This is a genomic window from Thalassococcus sp., assembly GCF_982780845.1.
Genome location: NZ_CEYADA010000009.1, coordinates 106,015 through 122,804, shown reverse-complemented (window position 1 = coordinate 122,804; position 16,790 = coordinate 106,015). Strand labels below are relative to the sequence as shown.

Genomic DNA, 16,790 nt, shown 5'->3' with positions numbered 1-16,790 from the left:
CTCTGAGGCCAGCGTTAATGGCATTTGAAATAGTCAAAGGGTTCCAGACAGTCGCGGCAGACGTAGGCCGCTTTGCAGGGTGTCGATCCGAACTGGCTGACTTTGTCGGTATGTGTCGATCCGCAACGGGGGCATTCAATTGTCAGGTTCGATCCCGCCAATCGCGCCGCGCGGCCCATGCGGCCATCCGATGCTGTGCCGTTCACGGGTGGCGCGATCCCGTAGGCGCGCAGCTTGTCGCGGGCGCTGTCGGTGATCCAGTCGGTGGTCCACGGGGGCGACAGGCGTCGTTCCAGCGCCAGCTTTGCGATACCCTTTTCGCGCAGTTTCTCTTCGACCATCATGTCGATCACTGCGGTGGCTGGGCAGCCGGAATAGGTGGGCGTGACCGCGACGCGCAGGGTGTCGTCGTCCCAGCGGACATCGCGGATGATGCCCAATTCGGTGACGGAAACGACGGGGATTTCGGGGTCGGGCACCTCGGCCAGCCATTCCCATATCTGGTCGGTGCTGGCTGTCACCACTCGGCCCCCGGATAGGCGCGTTGCAGGAACTGCATTTCGGCCAGAAGGTAGCCCAGATGTTCCGTGTGCCGTCCTTGCTTGCCACCTGTGTGCACGTCGAAACGGCGTTCAGGCAAGGTCAAAGTGGCCTCGTCCAGAATGTCTTTCACCGTTGCAGTCCAGCGTGTTTGTAGATCATTCAGATCAGGGGCGATGCCAGCCTCTGTCATCGCGGCGTCCACATCGTCGGCTGTGAACATCTCGCCTGTGTAGGGCCAGAGGTGATCCAGCGCGGCCTGCATGCGGGCGTGGCTTTCTTCGGTACCGTCGCCCAGCCGGACAACAAGGTCCGAAGCACGGTCCAGCTGATAGGCAACCTCCTTCAGCGCCTTTGCCGCGATCTCGGCCACGCGGGTGTTGGGCGAGGTGGACAGCTCTGTCAGTAGTTCGAAGTGGAAGGCATCGAACAGGAATTCGCGCATGATCGTCTGACCGATGTCGCCGTTGGGCAGTTCGACCAGTTTCACGTTCCGGAAGGCCATCGCATCGCGCAGATAAGCCAGTTGGTCAGCCGTGCGGCCCTGGCCCTCAACCTCGGCGGCAAGGCCCAGCCACATCTGGCAGTGCCCGATCAGATCCAGCGCGGTATTGGCCAGCGCGATGTCTTCTTCCAGCGCAGGGCCATGACCGCACCATTCCGACGTGCGGTGTCCAAGGATCAGCGCGTTGTCCCCCAGCCGGCAGAGCCAGTCGAACATGGCGGGGCGCAGGGTGTCATCGATCTGCACAGGATCGCGTCCGTCCAGAGCCATCACATGTGCCCCACTTCATCGGGGATGTCGTAAAAGGTCGGGTGGCGATAGACCTTGTCTTCGGCCGGATCAAAAAGCGGGCCTTTGTCAGACGGGCTTGATGCCGTGATCGCGGTTGAGGGCACGACCCAGATCGACACGCCTTCCTTGCGGCGGGTGTAGACATCGCGGGCGTTGTTGATCGCCATTTCGGCGTCTGGGGCGTGCAGGCTGCCCACGTGCCGGTGGTTCAGGCCATGCTGGCCACGGATAAAGATTTCCCACAGGGGCCATTCTTTTTTCGACATAATTTTTCCTCCCCTCAGTGTATCTATTCCGCCGCTGTCCGGCGGGTGGCCTGTTTGTCGGCGTAGGCCGATAGTCCTTCGCGGAACCACTGGCCGTCGTCCCATGCTTTGCGGCGGGCCCCAAGGCGTTCTTCGTTGCACGGGCCGTTGCCTTTCAGAACCTCAAAGAATTCATCCCAATCCGGTTCGGAAAAATCGTAGCCCTGTTTATCGTCGTTCCAGCGCAGATGTTCATCGGGCACGGTCAGGCCCAGATATTCGGCCTGCGGCACGGTTTCGTTCACAAAGCGCTGGCGTAATTCGTCGTTCGTATTGATCTTGATTTTCCACGCCATGTTCTGAGTCGAATGGACGGACTCGGCATCGGAGGGGCCGAACATCATTAGCGACGGATACCAGAAGCGGTTCAGCGCATCCTGCGCCATTTCCTTTTGCGCAGGCGTGCCTTGGGCCATCTTCATCATGATGGAATAGCCCTGACGTTGGTGAAAGCTTTCTTCTTTGCAGATGCGGACCATCGCACGGGCGTAGGGGCCGTAAGACGTGCGCTGAAGCGGCACCTGATTCATGATCGCGGCACCGTCGACCAGCCAGCCGATCGCACCCATGTCGGCCCATGTCAGCGTCGGGTAGTTGAAGATCGAACTATACTTCATCGCGCCGGAATGCAGCTTTTCGAACAGCTCATCACGGGTGACGCCAAGCGTTTCACAGGCGGAATAAAGGTACAGCCCGTGGCCTGCTTCGTCCTGCACTTTGGCCAGCAGGATCTGTTTGCGCTCAAGCGTCGGGGCGCGGGTGATCCAGTTGCCTTCTGGCAGTTGTCCGACGATTTCCGAATGGGCGTGCTGGCCGATCTGGCGGATCAGCGTTTTGCGATAGCCCTCTGGCATCCATTCCTTGGGCTCGATCCGTTCGCCACGGTCGATTCGCGCCTGAAACTCGGCCAACGCCTGCGGGTCGTCATTGGACGATTCCGACTTGATCATCTGTGCATACATGGTCGTGCCTCCCATCGCGACAGGTCAGCCATCTTATTCGTTGACCGACCGGTTGGTGAATATTTAGCGCAAGATGGGCCAGTGGATCAAACAAAATTTAAAGCGGGCTGGAAATTCGGTTATTCCAATGCGCGCCTTAGCGCCGCTTGGCCAGTTCGCGGTAAAGGGCTTCTCGGGAAACGCCCAGAATGTGCGCCAGATCCTGAAGCTGTCCTTTCGGGGGAAGGGCAGGGTTGTCGACCAGCCATGCATCAAGCCGCTCGGCCACTGTTTTCAACGTCCGGATTTCGGACTGCATCCGCGATTTCTGAAGCGTTCGGGCCAATTGTGCGGCCCATGCCTGCGTTAAAGGGGCAGAGGCATGAAGTCGGTCGAGAAAGTCGGCGACAGGCAGACGCAGCAGGGTGGCTTTTGTGCTCGCCTGACCATCGCAATGATAGATCGGCGAATAGGCCGATGCCTCGGCCAGAATCGCGCCCGCGTTTGCGCGGTTCAGGATCAACCGCGTGCCCGAGGGGCTGACGCGCACCAGATCAATTTGGCCGCTATCGACTAGATACATCGATGCGACCTGATCGCCCGAATGAAACAGGTATTCACCTGCATGTGCGATGGACGACGGGCAGTCGTGAAAAAGATCGTTCAGGGAAGACGACATGATCATGATCATATAGAACGCACCAGTCGGATGCTACGGCTGGTGACAGAACTTGAGTACCGGAGGGAAACAGGATGGATCAGGTCATACGGGTCATTGCGCTGGCGCTTTTGCCGACCGGCCTTTGGGCGGCAGGGATGGACCATGCCACGCCCTACGCAGGCTTTCAGGATCGTCCGATCAAAAGCCTGTCGGATGACGACATTGCCGAGCTGCGGCGTGGGGGTGGCTGGGGTCTTGCGCTGCCAGCGGAGCTCAGCGGGTTGCCCGGACCTGCGCATCTGTTGGAACTGCAGGACGAGATCGGGCTGAGCGAAGATCAGGTCGCGCGGATCACGTTTATCTATGACGGGATGAAAGCCGAAGCCATTGAGGCAGGCGAAAAGTTTATCGCTGCAGAAGCCGCGCTAAGCGAGGCTTTTGCCGCCAAGGATATAGATCCAGACAGCCTTCGCGCCCTTTTGGCGGCCTCGGCAGAGGCCCGTGCCGCGCTTCGTTTTGTGCATCTGTCGCGCCATTTGATGACGCCCGATGTGCTGAGTGAGGACCAGATCGCAGCGTACCAGCGGTTGCGCGGCTATGCGGATGATCCCTGCCAAGCGATACCGGAGGGGCATGATCCCGACATGTGGCGCCGCCACAACGGCTGTACGGAGTGACCTTGGTTAGCTCGACGAACCCTGCGCCAGTTCCACCATCGCGCTGGTGACGCGGGTCAGTTCGTCGGGCGTGATGATGTAGGGCGGCATCGTATAGATGTTGTGGCTGAAGGGGCGCAGCCAGACGCCTGTTTCTGGCGCGCGCGCATGGGCGATGCGTGTGTCCACAGGGTCGTGCATTTCAATAACGCCGATTGCCCCAAGAACCCGTACGTCCCGAACGCCCGGAAGGGCGGCGGCAGGGGCGAGGCCGTCGCGCAACTGCGCCTCGATCGCCTGAACGTTTGTCTTCCAATCGCCTGAGGCGAGCAGGTCCAGACTGGCGCAGGCGGCTGCGCAGGCCAGCGGGTTGGCCATATAGGTTGGCCCGTGCATCATAACGCCAGCGGCGCTTTCGCCGATGCCGCGCGCGACATCTTCGCTGGCGATGGTCGCGGAGAGGGTGATGTGCCCGCCGGTCAGCGCTTTGCCCAGACACAGAATGTCCGGCACGATATCCGCGTGATCCATAGCAAACAATTGCCCGGTCCGGCCAAAGCCTGTGGCGATTTCGTCAAGGATCAGAAGCACGCCATGGGCGCGACACAGGGCCTGTGCCTGACGCAGATATTCGGGGTGATAAAAATACATGCCACCCGCACCCTGAACGACCGGTTCAAGGATCAGCGCGGCGATAGATCTGGCGTTTTTATCCAACAGATCAGAGAGCGCACCAATGCCGTTTAACGCCGGATCATCACTCCAGTCGTCGCTCAGGCCAACAGGCGGGCGGGGCAGGAAATGCTGTATCGATAATGCACCGGCAAAAAGCCCGTGCATGCCGGTGACAGGGTCGCAAACGCTCATCGCTTTCCACGTGTCGCCATGATAGCCGCCGCGGATGGTTGCGAACTGGGTGCGACCGGTCTCGCCCTTGGCCATCTGGTATTGCACGGCCATTTTCAGTGCGACTTCAATCGCCACCGACCCGCTGTCGGAATAGAAAATCCGGTCCAGTCCGTCAGGCAGCATCGCCACCAGCTTACGGCCCAGCTCAATCGCCGGATCATGGGTCAGCCCGCCGAACATGACATGAGGCAGCGTGTCGATCTGGGCATGCATCGCGCTGGTGATCGCAGGGTGCCTATGGCCATGGACGGCACACCACCACGACGACATCGCATCAATCATCTGTCCGCCGTCATCGCGGGTCAGCCAGACGCCTTCTGCCTTGGTGATCCGGTGCATCGGGCCGGGGGCCAGAACATTGGTGTAGGGATGCCAGAGGTGACGGGCGTCAAAATCTAGCGGGGTCATAGCGCGGCCTTGATCGTAGCGGTGTCGATCTGCGCAAAAGCTGTGGCCAGTGTTTCGGGGGTCAGTGGCGACAGATGGGGCAGGCGGCCAAGGTGCGTGGTGGCGCACATCTGGACGATGGTGTCTTCGACATCGGGCTCCGGTGCGCCGACAAAGGCCACGCCGAGCACAGAACAGCCCGCGTCACGCAGCGCCATCAGGGACAGGGCCGTGTGATTGATCGTTCCCAACTGGGTACGCGCCACGAGCACGACAGGAGCCTGCCATCTGGCAAACATATCGCGGTAGAACAGCTTGCGGGTCAGGGGCACCATCACGCCGCCCGCTCCTTCAACAACAAGCGGGCCGTCGGTTGCGGGCAAGGCGAGACGGTTCGCGTCGATTTCCGCGCCTTCGGCCTCGGCCGAAAGATGCGGTGAGGCCGGCAGTTGCAGGCGGTACGCTTCGGGCAGAACGGGGCGAGCTGACAGACGGGCGACCTGTTCGGTGTCGGTTGCCTCTTCGAGCCCGGATTGGACGGGCTTCCAATAGGTGGCATTCAACGCGGCGGTCAGACCCGCCGCAAAAACGGTCTTGCCGATGCCGGTGTCGGTACCTGTGATGACAATCGCGCTCATGCGGCGGCCTGCCGGTGGTGCGTCAGGGCCTCGAACAACGCAGTGATGTCGGTGTTGCTGACGTTTCCGGTGATCGATATCCGAAGCCGCGATGTCCCCTTGGGCACGGTTGGCGGGCGGATGCCGCGCACGTCGAAGCCCTGTGCCTGAAGGCCTGTCGCAATGTGCATGGTCGGGGCGTCTTCGCCGATGATCACCGGAATAATCTGGCTTTTCAGGGCATTGTCCGAAATGCCATGGGCGCGTGCCGTGGCATGGGCATGATCGATGCGCGCGCGCGCGGATGTGACCAGCGTGTCGTCTGCCGCCAAATGGTCGATCGACGCACGCACCAACGCGGCGGTGATGGGGGCAGGCGCTGTGGCAAAGATAAAGGGGCGTCCGCGATTGACCAACATGTCGATCAAAACGCGCGCACCACAAACCAATCCGCCAGAGACACCCAGACCCTTGCCACAGGTGTGCAGTGTCAGAACCTCGGCCTTCAGCCCGTGGGCCAGTCCGCGACCACCCGGTCCGTAAAGGCCCGTGGCATGGGCTTCGTCCACCACAAGGATCGCGTCGGTTTCGACCGCCAAGGCATCAAATTCGGCGAGGGGGGCAAAATCGCCCTCCATCGAATAAAGGCTTTCGACCGCGATCCAGATGGACCCTCTGCCACTCTGTGCGCGCCAGTCACGCAGCACGCGACGGGCGTCATCGGGGTTGTTATGGGCAAAAGACCGGGTTTCGGCGCGACCCGCGCGCATGCCGTCATGGGTGCTGGCGTGAACCAGTTCATCATATAGAACCAGATCGTCCGGCCCCGGAAGTGCGGCAAAAATCGCCTGATTGGCCTGAAACCCGCCAACGACAAAAAGCGCGGCTTCGGTACCGAAAAAGGCGGCGGCTTCTGCTTCAAGCGCTTCGTGTTCAGCGTGATTGCCGCGCAGCAACCGTGATCCGCCGGACCCCAAAGGCACGCCACGGGCCAGCGCATCGGCAGCGGCGGCGCGCAGGACATCAGAGTTTGCAAGGCCCAGATAGTCGTTGGATGCGAAATCCAGACCCGCCTGCGGGATCAGGCGTCTGCGACGGTGGCGCATGTCAAGATCGTCCAGCGATGCAGCCAGTCTGCCAAGGGCGGTCATTCTGCGGCCTTTGCGCTTTGTCCGGCGGCGGTTTCCGCCTGAATGCCCAGTTTGGCAAACAGCAGTGCATCCTTGTCTTCTTCGGGGTTTTCGGCGGTCAAAAGCGTTTCGCCTACGAACATGGAGTTTGCACCGGCAAAGAAACACATTGCCTGCATCTCTTCGCTCATGTCGGAACGGCCTGCGGACAGGCGGACATAGGACCGCGGCATCATGATCCGCGCCACGGCGATAATCCGGACGAAATCAATGGGGTCAACGGGGGCTGCATCGGCCAAAGGCGTGTCCGCCTGAGGCATCAGCATGTTGACCGGAACACTGTCGGGGGCAGGGTCAAGGTTGGCAAGCGTGACCAGCATATCCAAACGGTCCTGCGTTTCTTCCCCCATACCCAGAATGCCGCCAGAGCAGACCTTGATCCCTGCTTCTTTCACGCGGTTCAGCGTGTCGATGCGGTCGGCGAAGGTGCGGGTGGTGATGACCTCGGAATAGTAGCGTTCGGAGGTGTCGATGTTGTGATTGTAGTAATCCAGACCCGCGTCCCGCAGGCGAACGACCTTCGTGTCATCAAGCATGCCAAGGGTCATGCAGCTTTCCATGCCAAGGGCCCGCACGCCTTCGACCATGGCAACAAGGCTGTCCATGTCGCGGTCTTTCGGTTCACGCCACGCGGCCCCCATGCAGAACCGTGTCGCGCCGCCATCACGGGCGCGACGGGCCTCGGCCAGAACCCGTTCGACCTCAATCAGTTTCGAGGCGGGGAGCGTCGATCCATTTCGGGCCGACTGAGAGCAATACGAACAATCTTCGGCGCAGCCGCCGGTTTTTATCGATAAAAGCTTCGAGGTTTGCACTTTGTTCGGATCAAAGTTCTGCCGGTGGACGGTTTGTGCCTGAAACAGCAGGTCCATGAGTGGCTGGTCGTACAGGGTCTGGGCGGCCTCTCGGCTCCATTCTTTGGACGTGCTTGTCATTTTATCGATAAAATCCATATGATTTTCTGTTTGGATATTTTTTTATCGATTATGGTCTGACTGACAAGTCCATTTATGGTCGCAGCCCCTTGCTCAACAGTCCACGATTTTTCGCCCCTTGCCAAAAACCCAGGCCGGACATAGCGTTACGTCGAATCCGTTGGGGTGCCCGTCATCGGGCTGAGAGGCGTCAGTCAACCCATCGAACCTGATCCGGACAATACCGGCGTAGGGAACGGAAGCGCGCTAGATGGCTCTCCATGCCGTTTTGCCTTTTGTTTGCTGTGCCGTTCCCTTGATGGAGGCACAGTTGGGAACGATCGCAAAATTATTGATTATCGCAGGCTCTGACAGCGGCGGTGGTGCGGGGATTCAGGCCGATCTGAAATCCGCATCCGCGCGCGGTGTCTATGCAATGACAGCCGTCACTGCGATCACCGCGCAAAACACCCAAGGGGTGCAGGCGGTTCAGATGATGTCGCCCGAGATGGTTGCCGCACAAATCCGGTCGGTCCTGTCGGACATTCCGCCGGATACCATCAAGATCGGCATGTTGGGCACTGCCGAGGTCGTCGAAGCTGTCGCTGATGCGCTGGCGGAGTATCGCGGCCCTATCGTTCTTGATCCGGTGATGGTGGCGAAGTCCGGTGATGCCTTGCTGGATGACACGGCGGTTGATGCGCTGACGAAATGCCTTCTGCCGCGTGCTGCGCTGTTGACGCCGAACCTGCCCGAGGCCGCACGGTTGCTGGATGGTGCAATGGCTGGCGACCCGCAGGCGCAGGGTCAGGCGTTGCGGGCGCTTGGGCCGCAGGCGGTTTTGATGAAAGGCGGCCACGCCGATGGTCGGCTGTGCGAGGATTTTCTTGTTGCAGCGGATGACATGACCCGCTTTGCCGCGCCGCGCGTGGATACGCGCAACACGCACGGCACGGGGTGTTCGATGTCCTCGGCCATCGCGTCCGAGCTGGCAAAGGGCCGTGACATGAAAACGTCGGTGCAGGTGGCGCACGACTGGTTGCATCAGGCGATCCTAGCGGCGGATCAACTGGACGTCGGGCAGGGGCACGGGCCGGTTCATCATTTCCACGCGATGTGGCCATGACCGAGGTCACAATCCTTGGGGCCGGTGTTGCGGGGTTGTGCGTCGCACATGAGCTGACGACGCGCGGGGCATCGGTGCGTCTGATCGACCCGCAGGGCGGTTTGACGGGATGTTCGCGCTATGCCGGCGGCATGCTGGCCCCGTTTTGCGAAGGCGAAACCGCCGTGGCCGAAGTTGTCACCTTGGGGCAGGGGGCTGCCGACTGGTGGGCGGCAGCGGGCGTTCAGGTTGAACGGCGCGGCACATTGGTAGTGGCTTTGGGCCGTGACCAGCGCGAACTGGTGCGGTTCGGCCGTCGTGTGCCCCAACATCGCGCCTTGTCCGCCCCTGAGATTTCCGAACTGGAACCGGCGCTGGCGGAGCGTTTTCAAAAGGCCCTTTTTGTTCAGGACGAGGCCCATCTTGACCCGCGCAAAGCCCTGTCCGTTTTGCGCGACGGTCTGGCGCGGCGGGGTGTATCCATCTTCACGGATGGTCCGATATCGGGTCGGTTGATCGACTGTCGCGGTTTGGCGGCACGGGATGAACTGCCGAAGCTGCGCGGCGTTCGGGGCGAGATGGTGATCCTTCGCACCCCTGATGTGACCCTGCACCGGCCCATCAGGATGCTGCATCCGCGCCACCCCATTTACATCGTGCCCCGCGGCGAAGGCCTCTACATGCTGGGGGCGACCCAGATCGAAAGTGGCGATCAGGGGCCAGCACGGTTGCGCGGCATCGCCGAGCTCTTGAATGCCGCCTACGCATTGCACCCGGCCTTTGCCGAGGCCGAGGTGCTGGAAATCGGCGCCGACGCGCGCCCTGCTTTTCCCGACAACATGCCGCGCGTGGTGAAGGCGCCGGATCGTATCCACGTCAACGGCCTGTTCCGCCATGGATTTTTGATGGCCCCCGCGTTGGCCCAAGAGGCGGCGACGCTTGTTTTGAACTCATAAAACCGGAGCACATTGAATGAAGATCACAGTGAACGGAACCGTGCAGGAGGTGTCTGCACAGACGCTTGATGCCGCCCTGGCTGAACTTGGCTATGGCGATGCACGTGTGGCCACCGCGTTGAACGCCAATTTTGTGCCTGCCGCGATGCGCGCGTCGCAAAGCCTTGAGCCGGGGGATCAGCTTGAAATCCTCGCCCCGAAGCAAGGGGGCTGAGATGCCGGTTTTCTATGGAACAGAGATCGCGTCGCCCCTGATGCTGGGCACGGCGCTATATCCGTCACCGGATGTTTTGGCAGATGCTTTCCGCCGGTCCGGAGCGGGCGTGGCGACAGTGTCGTTGCGCCGCGAGTCCGCGGGTGGCGGCGATTTTTGGGAACTGATCCGCGAACTGGATATCCCCGTTTTGCCGAACACGGCGGGCTGCCATTCAGTGCGCGAGGCTGTGACCACGGCGCATATGGCCCGCGAGGTTTTCGACACGGACTGGATCAAGCTTGAGGTGATCGGCCATGCCGACACGTTGCAGCCGGACCCGTTCGGTCTGGTCGAGGCGGCGCGCATTCTGTCCGAAGACGGATTCCGCGTGTTTCCCTATACCACCGAAGACGGCGTTCTTGCGGGCAAACTGTTGGACGCGGGCTGCGAGGTGTTGATGCCGTGGGGTGCCCCGATTGGCACGGGGCGCGGGTTGATGAACCCCTACGGTCTGCGCACGCTGCGGGCCCAGTTTCCCGAGGTGCCGATGGTGGTGGACGCGGGGCTCGGGCTGCCCAGTCATGCGGCGCAGGTGATGGAGATGGGGTTCGATGCGGTCCTGTTGAACACTGCCGTTGCGCAGGCCGGTGATCCAGCGGCGATGGCCGAAGGCTTTGCGCTGGCGCTGCGCGCCGGAAAGCTGGCCTACGACGCCGACCCGATGGAGCCGCGCGATATGGCGCAGCCGTCGACACCCCTGATGGGATTGGCGGTGCTGGAATGACGCTGGATCGTTTCTATCCGATTTTCGACCATCCCGATTGGCTGGAACGTGCGCTGCCTTTCGGGGTCAAGCTTGTGCAGTTGCGGGCCAAGGATTGTGCGCCCGATGACCTGAAACAGAGGATCGAACGGTCGCGTGATTTGTGTCGTGGGGCTGGGGCTGTGTTGGTGGTCAACGATCACTGGGAACTGGCGATCGAACTGGGATGCGATTGGGTGCATCTGGGGCAAGAGGACCTTGATAGTGCCGATCTGAACGCGCTTCGCGCCGCGGATATCCGGTTCGGCCTGTCGACCCATGACGAAGATGAACTGGACAGGGCGTTGGCCTGTGATCCGGGGTACATCGCGCTTGGGCCAGTATGGCCGACCATCCTGAAAAAAATGAAGTGGCACGAACAGGGCCTGGATCGTGTGACCGAATGGAAACGCCGGATCGGTGATCTACCGCTTGTTGCGATTGGGGGGGTGTCGGTCGAACGCGCGCCTTCGGCCTTTGCGGCGGGGGCCGATATCGTGTCGGTGGTGACGGATATCACGCTGAATGCCGATCCAGAGGCCCGCATCCGCGACTGGATCGAGGTCAAGCGATGATCCGCTATGCCCGTCAGCAGGCGGTGATCGGGGCCGAGGCGCAGGCGTGTTTGGCCAAGGCTTCTGTGCTGGTCGTCGGGGCAGGGGGCCTGGCCGCGCCGGTGTTGCAATATCTTGCTGGCGCCGGTGTCGGCAGCTTGCGGGTTGTGGATGCGGATGTCGTCAGCCTGAGCAACTTGCACCGCCAGACGCTGTTCCGCGCGGCTCAGGTCGGGATGCCAAAGGTGATTGCGGTGCAAGAGGCACTAAGCGGTCTGAACCCCGATGTCCGGATTATTGCGGAACACACGGCACTGATGCCCGCGAACGCGCATGCTTTGTGCGATGGGGCGACGGTTGTTTTGGATTGCGCCGACAGCTTTGCGGTCAGCTATATCCTGTCCGACGTTTGCAAGGATCGGGGAATTCCGTTGATCAGCGCATCGGTCAGTGGAACGGATGGCTACGTCGGCGGATTTTGCGGTGGAAAGCCGTCGCTGCGGGCCGTGTTTCCGGAACTGCCGGAACGTTTGGGGTCCTGCGCGGTCGAGGGTGTTCTGGGTCCCGTCGTTGGTGTGATAGGCAGCCTTCAGGCGCAGATGGCATTGACCGTTGCTGCGGGCGATCCTGCCCCGTTGGGGCAGATCACAACCTTTGACGCCGCAGGCCAACGGTTTGGCGGGTTCCGGTTTGATATGGCCCCCGAACCCTACCGGCAGGCCGTGTTCATCGACCCCGAAGCGTTGCGCGCCGACGATTGGCTTGTTGATCTGCGCGGCGCGGATGAAGCACCGCTTGTCCACCCTGAGGCGCGCCGCCTGACTGTTGACGCCTTCGGCCCCGATGGCCCTGTGCCCGAAGCAGGCCAACGCGCCGTGCTGTGCTGTAAATCCGGACTGCGCGCATGGACTGCGGCGCAGCGCCTTTCTCTTGTGTGGCAGGGCGAAATTGCCCTGATCGCGCTGCCTGATTTTCCGAATAATTCCTGAAGGAGACCTCTTGTGAAACCACTTGCCCTGTTGGCGTGCCTTTGTGCGACGCCCGCCTTTGCCGCTGACCAGATGTCTGTCGTGCTTGACTGGTTCGTAAACCCCGACCACGGCCCGATTATCGTCGCGCAGGAAAACGGCTATTTTGCGGAACAAGGCCTTGAGGTCGAGGTCATCGCCCCGGCCGATCCTTCTGATCCGCCCAAGCTGGCCGCTGCCGGAAAGGCCGATCTGGCGATTTCCTATCAACCGCAGCTTCATTTGCAGGTGGCAGAGGGTCTGCCGCTCAAGCGCGTTGGCACATTGGTCGCCACGCCGCTGAACTGTCTACTGACGCTGGAAGACGGCCCCGTTCAATCCATTGCGGATCTGGCCGGACGCAAGATCGGATTTTCCATCGCAGGCGTGGAAGAGGCGCTTTTGGGTGCGATGCTGCAGCCTGCTGGCATCGGTCTGGACGATGTGGAACTGGTCAACGTGAACTGGTCGTTGTCCCCTGCGCTGATGTCGGGTCAGGTGGATGCGGTGATCGGGGCCTTCCGCAATTTCGAACTGAATCAGATGGAGATCGAAGGCATTGCGGGCCGCTGCCTTTATCCCGAAGAACACGGCGTTCCCGCCTATGACGAACTGATCTATGTCGCCAACCCCGACACGATGGATGCCGACCAGATAGCCCGTTTCCTTGCAGCGACGGAAAAGGCCACGCAGTACATCGTCAACCATCCCGACGAGAGCTGGAATATCTTTGCAGCCACCTCGGCGGAACTGGATGATGCGCTGAACGCGATGGCATGGCAGGATACCTTGCCGCGCTTTGCGTTGCGTCCCGCGGCGCTGGACGAAGGCCGTTACGCACGGTTCGAGAAGTTCCTGCATGACCGTGGTCTGGTCCCCACCGTGCGACCTGTGTCCGATCTGGCCGTGACGGTGGCCCAGTGACCTACGGCAGCACCTTTCCTGTCTGGCGTGCCGCTGCTGGTGATCACTGGCACGCCTATACCCATCATCCCTTTGTCGAAGGGCTGAGGGACGGCACCCTGCCGCGCGAAAGCTTTCTGCATTATCTGGTGCAGGATTATTTGTACCTTGTGCATTTTGCGCGGGCTTGGGCCTTGGCGATGACCAAGGCCGAAACGCTGGAAGAAATGCGCCATTGTGCGGCGACGACCCAAGCTTTGATCGATGATGAACTGCGGCTTCATACCCGCATTTGTGCCGAGGCGGGGATTTCAGAAAGCACATTGCAAAGTGCCGAAGAACGACCCGCGACGCTGGCCTATACCCGCTACGTTCTGGATGCAGGCCACGCGGGCGGGTTTCTTGATCTGATGGCAGCATTGGCCCCTTGTGTGATGGGCTATGGCGAAATCGGAGCCCGTCTTTTGGCGTCGGATCCGGCGCCGGACTATGCAGACTGGATCGAAACCTATGGGGGTAGTGATTATCAGGAGCTGTGTTCCCGTGTCGGTACCTTGATCGACGAGGCGGTGCGCTTGCGTCTGGGGGAGGGGGCCGAGGCATCGCCAAGCTGGCCGCGTTTGTGTCAACGGTTCACCACGGCAACACGGCTCGAGGTCGGGTTCTGGGATATGGGGCTTGACCCGTGACAGCGCGGGCACCTGTCCCTGGACTATCCTTTGAAGGATCGGTGTTTGCCGATGCAAGAACGGGTGCGCGGCGATTGCTTGGTCCATTGTCGTTGACTGTGGCGGCGCGGCGTTGGACCTGTCTTTTGGGGCCGTCCGGCGTTGGAAAATCCACGTTGTTGCAGGCGTTTACTGGTCTGCCCGACGGGTTGCGGATGGATGGATCGGCGGTGCTTGATGCAGGGGCGCAGCCTTTGGGTCAGGTAGCCCTTATGGCGCAGGATGCGGGGCTTTTGCCGTGGTTGAGTGCGCTTCAGAATGTCTGGATCGGGTCGCGTCTGCGCGGAGAGAGGCCGGATCACGCCCGCGCAAAGGCCCTTCTGGAACAGGTCGGACTGGGCGCGCAAGGGGCGCAAAACTGCACCCGTCTTTCCGGCGGCCAACAACAGCGTCTGGCCCTTGCGCGCACGCTTTACGAAGACCGCCCGGTTGTTTTGCTGGATGAGCCGTTTTCCGCGCTGGATGTGGCGACGCGGTTGCACGTGCAGGACGTCGCCGGTGATCTTTTGCGCGGGCGCACCGTGCTGCATGTCACTCATGATCCTGCCGAAGCCGCGCGCATTGCCGATGACATTCTGATCCTTGATCACAGCGGGCTGACACCCGTGTTTGTGCCGCAGCATTCAAAGCAGGCTGACGATCCGAAGATTCAGGCGCTGACGTCCGATCTGACACGGCTGCTGCTGGAGGCTGCATGAAATACCTTTTGCCTGCAGCTTTGATCCTGTGCCTTTGGCAGAGTGTCGTCTGGGTGACGGACGTGCCGGCCTTTATTCTTCCGCCGCCCGCAAAGGTCGCTGTGACGTTGTGGGGCAATCGGGCGCTTTTGGCGGAACATGCCATTGTGACCCTGTCCGAGGTGATGATCGGGCTTATGCTTGGAGCGATACTGGGTATGATGACGGCGCTTGGCCTTGCGATGGCGCCGCGCCTTGATCGTTGGCTGAAGCCTGTGTTGGTGCTAAGCCAATCCATTCCAGTTTTCGCGCTGGCGCCGATCCTGACGCTTTGGTTCGGCTACGGGCTTTGGTCAAAAATCATGATGGCGCTTTTGATCATCTATTTCCCTGTGACATCTGCCTTTCATGACGCGTTGGTTGCGACCCCGCCCGCCTGGTTGCGGCAGGCAAAGGTCATGGGTGGAACGCGCTGGCGTGTTCTGTGGTTTTTGCGGGTGCCCGCGGCGTTGCCCGGCCTGATGTCGGGTCTGCGGCTTGCGGCTGTTTATGCGCCGATCGGGGCGATTATCGGGGAATGGGTGGGGGCGTCTCGGGGGCTGGGCTATCTGATGTTGTTGTCCAACGGTCGGGCGAAAACGGACCTGATGTTTGCGGCTGTTCTGGTCGTTGCGGTGATGACAATCCTGCTTCATGCCGCTGTGAATCGCCTTGCATGCAAGATCGAAAATAAGAGTCGCGGGCAGGCGGAACCGTCGCTCTGACCCCCGTTTTCTAACCGCTCATAAATTGAGCAACCTCGCACTGTATGCCTGATATTATCGCGTCCGCCATGATGGCGGTTCATTTTGTGGGCAAAAATCGCGCGAAGGCTTGGACCTTGTGGCGCTTTTTCAGGCACTCGGCGCGCGAAGCTTATCCGCAGAGTGACAACTCGGCCTAATCTGGTTGTTCTGGTTCTGCGTGCCTACGAGTCGAAAAGGACAGCCTATGAGCCAGCCATTAGCCCCAGCGGCAACCTTTACCCGCATCGCCGAAGTGTGGATTCCCGAAGGGGATCGTTTGGTGCATGGCGGTGGTGCCTATGACGGTGCCGAAGGCCTGAGCGATCTTTCCGGACAGATGAGCTTTGCCAAGCGCGAAGGCCTGCCGGGCAAGGCGTGAGCCGAAGCGCGCCCTGTCGTTCTTAAGGATTTCGACGGATCGTATTTCAAACGGACAGAGGCCGCGAAAGAGGCCGGTCTGACCTGTGCCGTGGCCGTTCCTGTCTTTGCTGGAAAAACGCTGAAGGCCGTTCTGGTTATCCTGTGTGGCGACGATGCGGACCATCACGGCGCAATCGAAGTCTGGGAAGACGAAGGCAGCAAGCTAGCGCTGACAGACGGCTACTACGGTACCGCCAAGGATTTCGAAGCGATTTCTCAGGATATCTCGTTCGCCTACGGACAGGGCCTTCCGGGGGGTGTTTGGGCGGCGTCCACGCCGATCCTGATGCGCGACCTGTCCCGTATCGGCGCGTTTATCCGTGCCGAGGCCGCAGGCGAGATCGGGTTGAAGAACGGTTTGGGTGTGCCTGTGCCGGTTCCGGGCGACAAATCCTATGTGCTGACACTGCTGTCCTCTGAAAACACACCGATCGCGCGCCGGTTCGAGATCTGGGACGCGCGCCCCGAAATGGTTGGCGCCGAGAAAAAAGCGCTGCGCATGGACGGGTTATGCGCAGTTGAAGGGCCGCTTTGGCCCAAGGAAAACCCGCCTGTCGATGCGGTATCGGCAAGCGCATGGCAGGGACCTGTCGGTCAGGTTCTGGGGTCGGGTCTACCCGAAGTCCATCAAGGCGCGACCGGCCTTCCCAAGGGCTACACCCTGATGGTGGCCCTTCCTGTCTACAAAGACACCGAGCTGACCCACGTGGTCGCCTGGTACCTGTAAGAAAGGCAATGACG

General features: G+C 60.9%; 22 protein-coding genes and 1 riboswitch. Of the genes, 13 read left to right on the top strand and 9 right to left on the bottom strand.

The window, feature by feature from the left end; translation table 11 throughout:
• Nucleotides 1-14 precede the first annotated feature (14 nt).
• From paaD to AC4FIA_RS11855, 5 genes are all read right to left on the bottom strand, one after another.
• Nucleotides 15-521, bottom strand: coding sequence for a 1,2-phenylacetyl-CoA epoxidase subunit PaaD (gene paaD, locus AC4FIA_RS11875; protein ID WP_490366024.1), 507 nt, complete (start codon nucleotides 519-521; stop codon nucleotides 15-17).
• Nucleotides 518-1,315, bottom strand: coding sequence for a 1,2-phenylacetyl-CoA epoxidase subunit PaaC (paaC, locus tag AC4FIA_RS11870; protein ID WP_490366023.1), 798 nt, complete (start codon nucleotides 1,313-1,315; stop codon nucleotides 518-520). The genes paaD and paaC overlap by 4 nt, the downstream gene beginning before the upstream one ends.
• Complete coding sequence (gene paaB / locus AC4FIA_RS11865) at nucleotides 1,315-1,602, bottom strand: 1,2-phenylacetyl-CoA epoxidase subunit PaaB (RefSeq protein ID WP_490366022.1); 288 nt, start codon at nucleotides 1,600-1,602, stop codon at nucleotides 1,315-1,317. Before paaB ends, paaC begins: the two co-directional genes overlap by 1 nt.
• A 23-nt stretch (nucleotides 1,603-1,625) precedes the next feature.
• Nucleotides 1,626-2,603: a 1,2-phenylacetyl-CoA epoxidase subunit PaaA gene (paaA, locus tag AC4FIA_RS11860; protein ID WP_103911663.1), complete on the bottom strand. Its 978-nt coding sequence runs from the start codon at nucleotides 2,601-2,603 to the stop codon at nucleotides 1,626-1,628.
• A 136-nt stretch (nucleotides 2,604-2,739) separates the two neighbouring features.
• Nucleotides 2,740-3,273, bottom strand: a complete 534-nt coding sequence (locus AC4FIA_RS11855) for a Crp/Fnr family transcriptional regulator (RefSeq protein ID WP_490366021.1) — start codon at nucleotides 3,271-3,273, stop codon at nucleotides 2,740-2,742.
• Nucleotides 3,274-3,335: 62 nt separating this feature from the next.
• Between AC4FIA_RS11855 and AC4FIA_RS11850 the strand changes: the two genes are divergently transcribed.
• Nucleotides 3,336-3,920, top strand: coding sequence for a Spy/CpxP family protein refolding chaperone (locus AC4FIA_RS11850; protein ID WP_490366020.1), 585 nt, complete (start codon nucleotides 3,336-3,338; stop codon nucleotides 3,918-3,920).
• 6 nt (nucleotides 3,921-3,926) lie between these two features.
• Here the strand turns inward: AC4FIA_RS11850 and bioA are convergent, their stop codons facing one another.
• The 4 genes from bioA to bioB are packed head-to-tail and all read right to left on the bottom strand — an operon-like array spanning nucleotide 3,927 to nucleotide 7,937.
• Nucleotides 3,927-5,216, bottom strand: coding sequence for an adenosylmethionine--8-amino-7-oxononanoate transaminase (bioA, locus tag AC4FIA_RS11845; protein WP_490366019.1), 1,290 nt, complete (start codon nucleotides 5,214-5,216; stop codon nucleotides 3,927-3,929).
• Nucleotides 5,213-5,833 carry a dethiobiotin synthase gene (bioD, locus tag AC4FIA_RS11840; protein WP_490366018.1) on the bottom strand — a complete coding sequence of 207 codons (621 nt, stop codon included), beginning with the start codon at nucleotides 5,831-5,833 and terminating at the stop codon, nucleotides 5,213-5,215. Before bioD ends, bioA begins: the two co-directional genes overlap by 4 nt.
• Nucleotides 5,830-6,963, bottom strand: coding sequence for an 8-amino-7-oxononanoate synthase (locus AC4FIA_RS11835; RefSeq protein ID WP_490366017.1), 1,134 nt, complete (start codon nucleotides 6,961-6,963; stop codon nucleotides 5,830-5,832). The genes bioD and AC4FIA_RS11835 overlap by 4 nt, the downstream gene beginning before the upstream one ends.
• Nucleotides 6,960-7,937 carry a biotin synthase BioB gene (bioB, locus tag AC4FIA_RS11830; protein ID WP_490366060.1) on the bottom strand — a complete coding sequence of 326 codons (978 nt, stop codon included), beginning with the start codon at nucleotides 7,935-7,937 and terminating at the stop codon, nucleotides 6,960-6,962. Before bioB ends, AC4FIA_RS11835 begins: the two co-directional genes overlap by 4 nt.
• 151 nt (nucleotides 7,938-8,088) lie before the next feature.
• Nucleotides 8,089-8,189: riboswitch (TPP riboswitch) on the top strand.
• A gap of 58 nt (nucleotides 8,190-8,247) precedes the next feature.
• Here bioB and thiD point away from each other — a divergent pair.
• The 12 genes from thiD to AC4FIA_RS11770 all read left to right on the top strand — a co-directional run bounded on the left by thiD (nucleotide 8,248) and on the right by AC4FIA_RS11770 (nucleotide 16,776).
• Nucleotides 8,248-9,042, top strand: coding sequence for a bifunctional hydroxymethylpyrimidine kinase/phosphomethylpyrimidine kinase (gene thiD / locus AC4FIA_RS11825; protein WP_490366016.1), 795 nt, complete (start codon nucleotides 8,248-8,250; stop codon nucleotides 9,040-9,042).
• Nucleotides 9,039-9,977 carry an FAD-dependent oxidoreductase gene (locus tag AC4FIA_RS11820; protein WP_490366015.1) on the top strand — a complete coding sequence of 313 codons (939 nt, stop codon included), beginning with the start codon at nucleotides 9,039-9,041 and terminating at the stop codon, nucleotides 9,975-9,977. The genes thiD and AC4FIA_RS11820 overlap by 4 nt, the downstream gene beginning before the upstream one ends.
• A gap of 16 nt (nucleotides 9,978-9,993) precedes the next feature.
• On the top strand, nucleotides 9,994-10,191 hold the full coding sequence (gene thiS, locus AC4FIA_RS11815; protein ID WP_490366014.1) for a sulfur carrier protein ThiS: 198 nt from the start codon (nucleotides 9,994-9,996) through the stop codon (nucleotides 10,189-10,191).
• A gap of 1 nt (nucleotide 10,192) precedes the next feature.
• Nucleotides 10,193-10,957, top strand: coding sequence for a thiazole synthase (locus AC4FIA_RS11810; RefSeq protein WP_287476719.1), 765 nt, complete (start codon nucleotides 10,193-10,195; stop codon nucleotides 10,955-10,957).
• Nucleotides 10,954-11,550, top strand: a complete 597-nt coding sequence (locus AC4FIA_RS11805; protein WP_490366013.1) for a thiamine phosphate synthase — start codon at nucleotides 10,954-10,956, stop codon at nucleotides 11,548-11,550. The genes AC4FIA_RS11810 and AC4FIA_RS11805 overlap by 4 nt, the downstream gene beginning before the upstream one ends.
• The gene (locus AC4FIA_RS11800; RefSeq protein WP_490366012.1) at nucleotides 11,547-12,518 is read left to right on the top strand and encodes a ThiF family adenylyltransferase; all 972 of its coding nucleotides are present in this window, start codon (nucleotides 11,547-11,549) and stop codon (nucleotides 12,516-12,518) included. Before AC4FIA_RS11805 ends, AC4FIA_RS11800 begins: the two co-directional genes overlap by 4 nt.
• 72 nt (nucleotides 12,519-12,590) lie before the next feature.
• Nucleotides 12,591-13,460, top strand: a complete 870-nt coding sequence (locus AC4FIA_RS11795; RefSeq protein ID WP_490366059.1) for an ABC transporter substrate-binding protein — start codon at nucleotides 12,591-12,593, stop codon at nucleotides 13,458-13,460.
• On the top strand, nucleotides 13,457-14,128 hold the full coding sequence (tenA, locus tag AC4FIA_RS11790; RefSeq protein WP_490366011.1) for a thiaminase II: 672 nt from the start codon (nucleotides 13,457-13,459) through the stop codon (nucleotides 14,126-14,128). The genes AC4FIA_RS11795 and tenA overlap by 4 nt, the downstream gene beginning before the upstream one ends.
• Nucleotides 14,129-14,202: 74 nt before the next feature.
• Complete coding sequence (locus tag AC4FIA_RS11785) at nucleotides 14,203-14,865, top strand: ABC transporter ATP-binding protein (protein ID WP_490366010.1); 663 nt, start codon at nucleotides 14,203-14,205, stop codon at nucleotides 14,863-14,865.
• Nucleotides 14,862-15,608 (top strand): ABC transporter permease, encoded by a 747-nt coding sequence (locus AC4FIA_RS11780; RefSeq protein ID WP_490366009.1) that lies wholly within the window; start codon nucleotides 14,862-14,864, stop codon nucleotides 15,606-15,608. The genes AC4FIA_RS11785 and AC4FIA_RS11780 overlap by 4 nt, the downstream gene beginning before the upstream one ends.
• 226 nt (nucleotides 15,609-15,834) lie before the next feature.
• The gene (locus AC4FIA_RS11775) at nucleotides 15,835-16,008 is read left to right on the top strand and encodes a hypothetical protein (RefSeq protein WP_490366008.1); all 174 of its coding nucleotides are present in this window, start codon (nucleotides 15,835-15,837) and stop codon (nucleotides 16,006-16,008) included.
• Between the two features lie 90 nt (nucleotides 16,009-16,098).
• On the top strand, nucleotides 16,099-16,776 hold the full coding sequence (locus AC4FIA_RS11770) for a GAF domain-containing protein (RefSeq protein WP_490366007.1): 678 nt from the start codon (nucleotides 16,099-16,101) through the stop codon (nucleotides 16,774-16,776).
• Nucleotides 16,777-16,790: the final 14 nt, after the last annotated feature.